Genomic DNA, 9789 nt, shown 5'->3' with positions numbered 1-9789 from the left:
ACCAGCTGACGCCCGGTCGGGCGCTCACGTCGCAGCCGGCGGCACCGTTATGCGACATTTCTACTTTGCTGACATCGCGACATTCGAACTTGGTTGCAACACGGCGATCCCGCTATGGATTGCGTTCGTGCTGGCGCGGCGCAAGCCGTCGCGGATCTTCACGTATGGCTTTGGCCGGGTCGAGGATCTGGCCGGCATCATCATCGTGCTCATCATCCTGTTCAGCGCTGTAGTCGCTGCCTACCAAGCCATCGACAGGCTGATCAATCCACGAGTGGTGACACACCTGGGCTGGCTGACTGCGGCGGGCATTGTCGGCTTCCTCGGCAACGAGGCGGTTGCCGTGTTCCGTATCCGCGTCGGTCGCGAAATCAACAGCGCGGCACTGATTGCCGACGGCTACCACGCCCGCACAGATGGACTTACCAGCCTTGCCGTGGTCATCGGAGCCATCGGCGTCTGGTTCGGCTTTTCCTTGGCCGATCCGATCGTCGGTCTGCTGATCACGATTGCGATCTTCGGTATCGTCTGGCAATCGGCCCGCTCGGTGCTGACCCGCATGCTGGATGGAATCGAACCCGGTGTGATGGACGAAATCCGACATGCCGCCGAGCATGTTCCGGGCGCGCGCATTGTCGATGCCAAGGCGCGCTGGATCGGTCATAGATTGCATGCCGACATCGCAATTGCCGCGGACGAAACCCTGCCGCTGTCGGCGGCGAACAAGATCGCCGCAGCGCTGAAGGACGAACTATCCCAGCATATGCCGGCCCTGGCTGAGGCGAATGTGCGGTTTTCAACGGAACGTGGAGAGAACGACCATCCTCACGAGCACACGCATGACCACGGCCACATGCACTGACGCTCGCCGATTTTCTGCTAGTCTCGTCCGATGTTCCAGACGCTCGTCGAATTTCAGCGCACGATCTATCTGACGCTCGGCGAACAGATCAAGCTGCTTGCGGCCGGAGGCAATTGGCTGGCGTTCATGGCCTTCCTGCCGATGGGCGTCGTGTTCGGGGCTGCCCATGCGCTGACGCCGGGGCACAGCAAGGCCGTCCTGGCGACTTATCTTGCCGGTTCGGATGCGAAGGTCTCGCGCGGCCTGCTCGTATCTATCACGCTATCGTTCACGCATGTGACGATTGCCGTTCTGATTGCGGCTCTCTCGCTACCACTGGTATCAATAGCATTGGGCAGCGTCGGCCGCGCTCCGCTTCTGGAGCACATCAGTCGCGGGCTGCTCGGCCTCATTGGCGTCTGGATGCTCTGGCGCGCTTTGAGCCACAGCCATCACCACAGGCACGAGGGCGAGGCTGTCGGCGTCATGGCAGGCCTGATCCCATGTCCGCTTACGCTTTTCGCGATGACTTTCGCGATGTCCAGGGGTGTTCCGGCAGCGGGCGTCCTGTTTGCCATCACCATGATGGTCGGCGTGGCGCTGACGCTGTCCTGCGTCGCCGTGTTGTCGATCGTGTTTCGGGAACGGCTTGTACAGTTTTTCGCGCGCCAGCCACGGCTGTTCGAAACCATCTCCCGGGCCATCGAGGGCGCCGCCGGTCTCGCCCTTGCCGGCGTCGCTGTCTGGCAGATCACCTCATTTTGAGAGAAAATTTGGCCCCAGCCATTGCATGGCGTCCGGGCCGGTGCACCGGCTGGAACGAGCCTAGGCGACGCCGGTCATGTCACATTGATCACGACCATCAGCCCGCCGCCGCCCTTCTCCTCGACATTGTTGTTCGTGGTGTGATGCGGGATGTGGCAATGGATCAGCCATTTGCCCGGACGCTGCGCCTTCCAGATCACGTCGTAGCGCTGACCCGGCCCGACGTTGATCGTATCGGCAAGGAAACGACCCGAAGCGGGGACCGTCTCGCCGTCGCGGGCAACGACCTCGAACGGTCCGCCATGGATATGCATCGGATGGATGAAGCCGTTGTTGGTGCCGATGAACCGCACCTTGAGCGTCTCGCCGACCTTCATCGGGATCGTCTCGGTCGAGGGATAGGCCTTGCCGTTGATGGTGAAGAAATTCGGCATGCCGCCGTCCATCGGCATCGACGGGTAGGTCAGCCCTTCCCGCACCAGCCATTCCTGAAGCTGGATGACGTAATCATGGTCGGCCGCGACCTCGTCGGCGGGATTGGCGGGATCGATGATCAGCGCACCGTAGAGGCCGAGCGCCTGGGTCCGGTCCGGCTTGGCATGGGGGTGGTAGAAATAGGTTCCGCGCTGGGTTGCGGTGAATTCGTATGAATAGGATTGGCCGGGCTCGATCGGCGCCTGGGTGATCTCGGCCGGCCCATCCATCTGGTTCGGCAGGATCAAGCCATGCCAATGCACCGTCGTTTCTTCAGGCAGGCCGTTGGTGACGTTGATCCTGACCCGATCGCCCTGGCGAATGTGAATTCGCGGGCCGGGAATCTGGCCATTATAGGCATAGGCGTCGACCGCGACGTCCGGCAGTATCTGCCAGCGGACCACTGAAGGCCTGAGCTCGAACACCTTGATGCCGTTCTCTATCCGAAACGGTAGTTCCTGGTCGCCCCTTGCCGTCAGGCCATAAGAGGCGGCCACGAGACGTGGATCGGTAGCGGCCATGTCGCGCATCGTATCAGCCGGCGTGTCGCGATCCATGATCATGCCTTGCGGCATGATCACCCCGCCGACGTCGCGTGCCGACAGCGTCAGGTTCAGCCAATTCGCCGGCGCGATCATGCCGATGGCGAGCGCCAGCAGGGAGACGGCACCCAGGGCAGCCACCTGCGGCGTTGTGGCATCCGTCTCCATGTGATGGCCGCCGCCTTTGCCTTTGTGGGAAGCTATATCGTGGCGCTGTCCGCGATGGCCACTGGCGTCGGCCTGCTGCATTTGCATCTGCGCATGTTGCCTCGTTGCAGGCTGCTCTCGACCATCGATGCCGGCTGCCTGCGCGCGCTGTGTCATCAACCCATGTTTCAGCCCCCGGGCGACCAGCCAGACATTGGCCGGATAGGCAAGCGCAAAACCGGCGATGACGCCGATCGACATCACGCCCCAGAACAGCAGCTCCGTCGGTTCCATCGCGCGCATGTCGCGGCCCATCATCAGGAAGCTCATGACCGGCGCCATGCCGGCCATCATGAAGTTCATGGAGATGAACTCGGGCAGGAAGCTCTTGCGTACGTTTTCCCAATAGGTGCCGCCCATCATCGATTTCATGAACAGCGACTGGAAGATGAACAGGCCGAAGGCAAAGCCGGCGAGATATTCGACGATCAGGTCGATCCACATCGGCAGGCCGAGCGCCGCCGTGATGGCGGCGGCAAGAATGATGCCGGTGGCATCGCCGGCGACGCAGTGGATGGTGGAGCCGACGCCCTGCTTCCAGAGCGGCCGGGTGAACACCTCATGCTCGCCCGGCCGTGGCTCCTTGTCCGCGAGCACGTAAAGCAGCAAGCCGAGCGGACCCATATAGAGGGTGACCAGGATGAAGCCCCATTTCATCACCACCGGCTCGGGATTGTTGCGATATTGGTCGAAGCCGACATAAAGCGTCGAAGCCAGCGCCAGCGCGAACCAGACGACAAGAAAATAATCGATCGGTTGGATGAGCATCAGGATGAAACCTTGACCTGCCGCCGCACGCGCCCACGCTGCTTGTTATACAACTCCCAATGGCAATGAACGCAGCCGGCGCGCTTATGATCCGTGCCGGCCTTAGTTACCAGGTTGCAAGGTGGTCACTCGAACGGCTTGAAGCACGCTTGCTATCTTCTCGCGCAGCGCACGGTCAGCGCTCGTCGAATACGCGCGAAGCCAGCAAGACAGAGAGCCCGGTCCGCCGGTCTTGTCCCGAACCGGCGTACAGGATCAGTGCAGGATCTGCGACAGGAACAGCTTCGTGCGCTCATGGCGCGGGTGGTCGAAGAACTCGGCCGGCGTGTTCTGCTCGACGATCTGACCCTGATCCATAAAGATCACCCGGTTGGCGACTTTGCGCGCAAAGCCCATTTCGTGGGTGACGCAGAGCATGGTCATGCCTTCCTCGGCCAGCCCGACCATCGTCTCCAGCACTTCCTTGATCATTTCCGGGTCGAGAGCCGAGGTCGGCTCATCGAACAGCATGATACGCGGGTTCATGCACAGCGAGCGGGCGATCGCCACGCGTTGTTGCTGGCCGCCGGAAAGCTGGCCGGGATATTTGTTGGCCTGTTCCGGGATCTTGACGCGCTTGAGGAAATGCATGGCGATTTCCTCGGCCTGTTTCCGCGGCATCTTGCGCACCCAGATCGGCGCCAGCGTGCAATTTTCCAGAATGGTCAGATGCGGAAACAGGTTGAAATGCTGGAACACCATGCCGACCTCGCGGCGCACCTCGTCGATCTTCTTCAGATCGTTGGTCAGTTCCTTGCCGTCGACGATGATCTTGCCCTTCTGGTGTTCCTCCAGCCGGTTGATGCAGCGGATCATCGTCGATTTGCCGGAGCCCGACGGGCCGCAGATGACGATACGCTCGCCGCGCATCACCTTCAGATTGATGTCCTTCAGCACATGGAATTCGCCGTACCATTTGTGCATGGCGATGATGTCGATGGCGACATCGGTGGTGGAAATGTGCATCTTGGCGGCATTGACCTTGATCTCTTCCGCGCTGACGGCGTTTTCTATGGCCATGACAAGGTCCCCTTTTTTAGCGTTTGTGGCCGGTGTCGAGACGGCGTTCCGTGTACATTGAATAGCGCGACATGCCGAAGCAGAACAGCCAGAAGATGAAGGCCGCGAAGACCAGGCCGGATCTGGCCGTCTGCGGCGTCGCCCAATTGGCGTCGGAGAAGTTCTGCTTGACGATGCCGAGGAGGTCGAACATCGAGATGACGATGACCAGGCTGGTGTCCTTGAACATGCCGATGAAGGTGTTGACGATGCCGGGAATGACCAGCTTCAGCGCCTGCGGCATGACGACCAGACCCATCTTCTGCCAGTAGCTGAGGCCGAGCGAATCGGCGCCCTCATACTGGCCTTTGGGGATCGCCTGCAGGCCGCCGCGCACCACTTCGGCCATGTAGGCGGCGGCAAACAGCGACACGCCGATCAGCGCGCGCAGGAACTTGTCGAAGCTGACGCCGGCCGGCAGGAACAGCGGCAGCATCACGCTGGCAAAGAACAGCACCGTAATCAGCGGGATGCCGCGTACCGTCTCGATGAAGATCACGCACAGCAGCTTGACGATCGGCATGTTCGAGCGCCGGCCGAGCGCCAGCACGATGCCGACCGGCAGCGACACAGCTATGCCGACAAAGGACAGGCTGAGTGTCACCAGCAGTCCACCCCAGAGCGGGGTTTCGACATAGGGCAGGCCGAACATGCCGCCGATCAGCAGAACGAAGGCGACGACCGGCAGTGCAAAAAAGAGAAGAATGGCATTCAGCCCCTTGCGCGGTACGCGCGGAATGAGCAGCGGCACCAGCAGCGCCACGAAGAGGATGGCCACCAGGATCGGGCGCCAACGCTCTTCCAGGGGATAGCGGCCGAACATGAACTGGCCGAACTTGGCGTTGACGAAAGCCCAGCAGGCGCCGGTCCAGCCGTCCGACTGGATGCCGCCCTGCGCCACGGTGGCGCAGACCGTGCGGTCCGGTCCCGTCCACTGGGCGTTGATGAAAGCCCAATTGACGATCTGCGGCAGGATCATGGCAACCAGCACGATGCCGATGATGGTCAGGATGGTGTCGCCGGTCGATGCGATCAGATTCTTGCGGACCCAGGCGGTGATGCCGCGCTCGCTCGACGGCGCCGGCTGCGCCAGCGCCATCTCCGTCCGCACCCAGGACATATCGTGCTCTTGCATGGCCCTACCTCTCCACCAGCGCCATCCTGGCATTGACGACGTTCATGATCGCCGACGTGATCAGGCTGAGCGCCAGGTACACCGCCATCATGATCACCACGCCTTCGACTGCCTGCCCGGTCTGGTTCAAGACCGTGCCGGCCGTCGCCGTCAGGTCCGGATAGCCGATGGCGATGGCGAGCGAGGAATTCTTGGTCAGATTGAGATACTGGCTGGTCAGCGGCGGAATAACGATGCGCATCGCCTGCGGCACGACGACAAGCCTGAGGATCGATCCCGAGCGCAGCCCGAGTGCCGCGGCCGCCTCGGTCTGGCCTGCGCTGACGCCCCTGATGCCGGCGCGCACGATCTCGGCGATAAAGGCGGCCGTATAGCAGGACAACGCCAGATAGAGTGACAGGAACTCGGGCCTGACCTGAAAGCCACCGACGAGATTGAAGGTCGACTGCTTTGGAAATTCAAAGCTCAGCGGAAAGCCGCTCAGCGCGTAGGCCAGCAGCGGCAGGCCGACGATCAACGCCATGGATGTCCAGAACACCGGGAATGGCTGTCCCGTCGCCATCTGCCGCTGCCGCGCCTTGCGGGCGACGAACCAGGCCATGGCGATGCCGAGGAGCAGTGCGACCAGGATCAGCCAGGAGCCCTCGCCCCATATAGCGCGGGGAAAATAGAAGCCGCGCTGGTTGAGAAAGGAGCCGAACGGCAGATTGATGCTCTCGCGCGGCGGCGGCAGCACGGCGAGCACGCCGGAATACCAGAAGAAGATGACCAGCAGCGGTGGGATGTTGCGGAACACCTCGACATAAACGGTGCAGATCTTCCTGATCAGCCAGTTATGCGACAGCCGGCCGATGCCGACGATGAAACCGATGATGGTGGCGGTGATGATGCCGACGACAGCAACGATCACGGTGTTGATAAAGCCAACCAGGATGGCACGGAAATAGGTCGAATCCGATGAATAAGCGATGGCGCTTTCGCTGATGTCGAAGCCGGCGCGGCCCTTAAGAAAGCCGAAGCCGGAAGCGATGTGCAGCCGCGTCAAATTGGCGATGACGTTGTGGGTAACCCACCAGACACCCGCTACCAGCAGGACGAGGACCAGTGCTTGAAAGAATATGCCGCGGACGCGCGGATCATTGATGAAGGAACCGCGGCTTGGCTCCTCGCGAAGAACTTCCTGCGATGCCATTCGACAGTCCCCTGGAAAGAGAGACCGGAAGGCAGACGATCTGCCTTCCGGATCCATTTTCGATCAGCGGATCGGCGGAGCGTACTGCAGGCCACCCTTGGTCCACAGCGCGTTGATGCCGCGGGCGATCTTCAGCGGGCTGCCGGAGCCGACATTGCGTTCGAACATCTCGCCGTAATTGCCGACGGCCTTGACGATGTTGACGACCCAGTCGTTGGAGACACCTAGATCGGTGCCGATCTTGGTGTCGGCTTCCTGGCCGAGCACGCGCTTGATCTCGGGATTGTCCGAGTTCTTCATCTCGTCGACATTGGCCTGGGTGACGCCCAGTTCCTCGGCATTGAGCAGCGCGAAATAGGTCCACTTGACGATGTGGTACCACTGGTCGTCACCCTGGCGCACGGCCGGCCCAAGCGGCTCCTTGGAGATGATCTCGGGCAACACGACGTGGTCGGCCGGCGAGCTGAGCGTCAGGCGAATGCCGTAGAGACCCGACTGGTCGGTGGTGTAGACGTCGCAGCGGCCGGCGTCATATGCGGCGTTGACCTCATCCAGCTTTTCGAAAACGACGGGGTTGTACTCCATCTTGTTCGACTTGAAATAGTCGGCAAGGTTGAGCTCGGTCGTGGTGCCGCTCTGCACACACACCGCCGCGCCCGAAAGCTGCAGTGCCGAATTCACGCCCGGAAGCTTCTTGGCGTTGATCATGAAGCCCTGACCGTCATAATAGGTGACGCCGACGAAGTTCAGGCCAAGCGCCGTATCGCGGTTGATGGTCCAGGTGGTGTTGCGCGACAGGATGTCGACCTCGCCCGACTGCAGCGCGGTGAACCGCTCCTTGGCGCTGAGCGGCGTGAACTTGACTTTGGTGCCATCGCCGAAGACGGCGGCCGCCACGGCGCGGCAGAAATCCACATCGATGCCTTTCCATTCACCCTTGTCGTCAGGCGCCGCGAAGCCAGCAAGACCCGTATTGGTGCCGCACTGGATGAAGCCTTTCGCCTTGACATCGTCGAGCGTGCTCGCCGATGCGGCCGAAGCCGCGAAGCCAAACGCGGCGGCGCCCAAAAGGCCGATTGCAATGTGTTTCATGACCCACAGACCCTTTTCTGTTTTTTCCAGGCGAACCTGACTTTTTCCCGTGTGAACGCAGCTAAGTATCCCGGCCCGTTACCGGAATCCCGCATCGTCACCGACGCGCTGCCTCCCATTCACGAACAACATCGAAGGCGATTATTCCTGTGAGGTCAAGGGAAATGACCAAATCCGAAAGACTTTGAAAACCAACCGCCTGAAATGCCTGAAATTGCAGACAAACGCGCTCGCAAATTGGTCAGCGCGCCAATAAAGCCGGCAAAGTCCGACCGTGAGTTGCCAAGCGCACTTGGCAGCCTTCCCGCGGATCCACGGCTCGTTGCTGAATTGGCATATTCAAGACCTTGGCCTGGCGGGTGCGGTGCGGTTGCGCGGCCAATGCCGCCGCACTATGGCTAACGACCAACCCATGGGACGAAAAGCAATGGCAAAAGACAACAGCGAGATGGGCGCCAACACGCGGCTCGCCCATTCCGGCAACAACCCGCATGACTATTTCGGCTTCGTCAATCCGCCGGTGGTGCATGCCTCGACCGTGCTCTATCCCAATGCGGCGGCGATGGCTTCACGCAGCCAGAGATACACCTACGGCACGCGCGGCACGCCGACCACCGATGCGCTGAACAGCGCGATCGATGCGCTGGAAGGTTCGGCAGGCACGGTCGCGGTGCCGTCCGGCCTGGCGGCGGTGACGCTGCCGCTGCTCGCCTTCCTGTCGGCCGGCGATCATCTGCTGATCGTCGATTCCGTTTATCATCCGACCCGCAACTTCGCCGACACGATGCTGAAGCGGGTGGGCATCGAGGTCGAATACTACGAACCTCGCATCGGCGCCGGCATCGCGGCGCTGATCAAGCCCAACACCAAGGTGGTGTTCACCGAATCGCCGGCTTCCAACACTTTCGAGGTGCAGGACATACCGGCCATCACCAAGGCAGCACATGCCGCCGGCGCCATCGTCATGATGGACAACACCTGGGCGACGCCGCTCTACTTCCGCCCCCTCGACCATGGCGTCGACATCTCGATCCACGCCGCGACGAAATACCCGGCCGGCCATTCCGACGTGCTGCTTGGCACGGTGTCGGCCAATGCGGACTGCTGGAAGCAGCTTTGCGAGACGTTCAACACGATGGGCTGTTGTGCCGGGCCCGACGACGTCTACCAGGTGCTGCGCGGCCTGCGCACGATGGGCGTGCGGCTGGAGCGCCATCAAAAGAGCGCGCTTGCCCTCGCCGGTTGGCTGGAGGGCCAGCCGGGCGTGGCGCAGGTGCTGCATCCGGGGCTGCCCAGTCATCCCGACCACGCCATGTGGAAGCGCGATTTTTGCGGATCGAGCGGCATCTTCTCGATCGTTCTCGCGGGCGGCGGACAGAAGCAGCAGCACGCCTTCCTCGACGCGTTGAAGTTTTTCGGCCTCGGCTATTCCTGGGGCGGCTATGAGAGCCTTGCCGTGCCGGTATTCCTTGGCGACCGCACCATCGCCAAGGGCCCGTATGACGGGCCGCTGGTGCGCCTGCAGATCGGGCTCGAGGATGTAGGGGATTTGAAGGCCGACCTGGCGCGCGGGCTGGCGGCGGCCGCTGAGGCCTGAGCCAGCACCTTTTCACACTGAGTCAGAAAATCGGCGTAACAGCCTGGAAAAATTGCGATCCTGAGCGATATCATGGCG

General features: G+C 61.7%; 8 protein-coding genes. 3 read left to right on the top strand and 5 right to left on the bottom strand.

From position 1 onward, the window contains the following. Positions 1 to 862: cation diffusion facilitator family transporter (locus NKJ91_RS25105; RefSeq protein WP_352457677.1), on the top strand; the 862-nt coding region annotated here is incomplete at its 5' end. Between the two features lie 30 nt (positions 863 to 892). After that, positions 893 to 1606 carry a HoxN/HupN/NixA family nickel/cobalt transporter gene (locus NKJ91_RS25100; protein WP_352457676.1) on the top strand — a complete coding sequence of 238 codons (714 nt, stop codon included), beginning with the start codon at positions 893 to 895 and terminating at the stop codon, positions 1604 to 1606. Positions 1607 to 1680: 74 nt separating this feature from the next. Here the strand turns inward: NKJ91_RS25100 and NKJ91_RS25095 are convergent, their stop codons facing one another. The 5 genes from NKJ91_RS25095 to NKJ91_RS25075 form a co-directional block, all read right to left on the bottom strand. Next, the gene (locus NKJ91_RS25095) at positions 1681 to 3597 is read right to left on the bottom strand and encodes a multicopper oxidase domain-containing protein (protein WP_352457675.1); all 1917 of its coding nucleotides are present in this window, start codon (positions 3595 to 3597) and stop codon (positions 1681 to 1683) included. Positions 3598 to 3852: 255 nt separating this feature from the next. After that, entirely contained in the window at positions 3853 to 4602 is a 750-nt protein-coding gene (locus tag NKJ91_RS25090; RefSeq protein ID WP_031212005.1) for an amino acid ABC transporter ATP-binding protein, read from the bottom strand. A gap of 70 nt (positions 4603 to 4672) precedes the next feature. Continuing rightward, a complete protein-coding gene (locus NKJ91_RS25085; RefSeq protein ID WP_352457674.1) occupies positions 4673 to 5830 on the bottom strand; it encodes an amino acid ABC transporter permease in 1158 nt (385 codons plus the stop codon). Between the two features lie 4 nt (positions 5831 to 5834). Continuing rightward, positions 5835 to 7022, bottom strand: coding sequence for an amino acid ABC transporter permease (locus tag NKJ91_RS25080; RefSeq protein ID WP_023677634.1), 1188 nt, complete (start codon positions 7020 to 7022; stop codon positions 5835 to 5837). Between the two features lie 63 nt (positions 7023 to 7085). Continuing rightward, the gene (locus NKJ91_RS25075) at positions 7086 to 8114 is read right to left on the bottom strand and encodes an amino acid ABC transporter substrate-binding protein (protein WP_352457673.1); all 1029 of its coding nucleotides are present in this window, start codon (positions 8112 to 8114) and stop codon (positions 7086 to 7088) included. 427 nt (positions 8115 to 8541) lie between these two features. On the opposite strand from NKJ91_RS25075, the gene NKJ91_RS25070 reads away from it, so the two are divergent. After that, a complete protein-coding gene (locus NKJ91_RS25070) occupies positions 8542 to 9711 on the top strand; it encodes a cystathionine beta-lyase (protein WP_352457672.1) in 1170 nt (389 codons plus the stop codon). Positions 9712 to 9789: the final 78 nt, after the last annotated feature.

Origin of the sequence: Mesorhizobium sp. M0040, assembly GCF_040323505.1 — a bacterium.
Lineage (GTDB): Bacteria > Pseudomonadota > Alphaproteobacteria > Rhizobiales > Rhizobiaceae > Mesorhizobium.
This window is presented reverse-complemented; position numbering and strand designations above follow the sequence as displayed.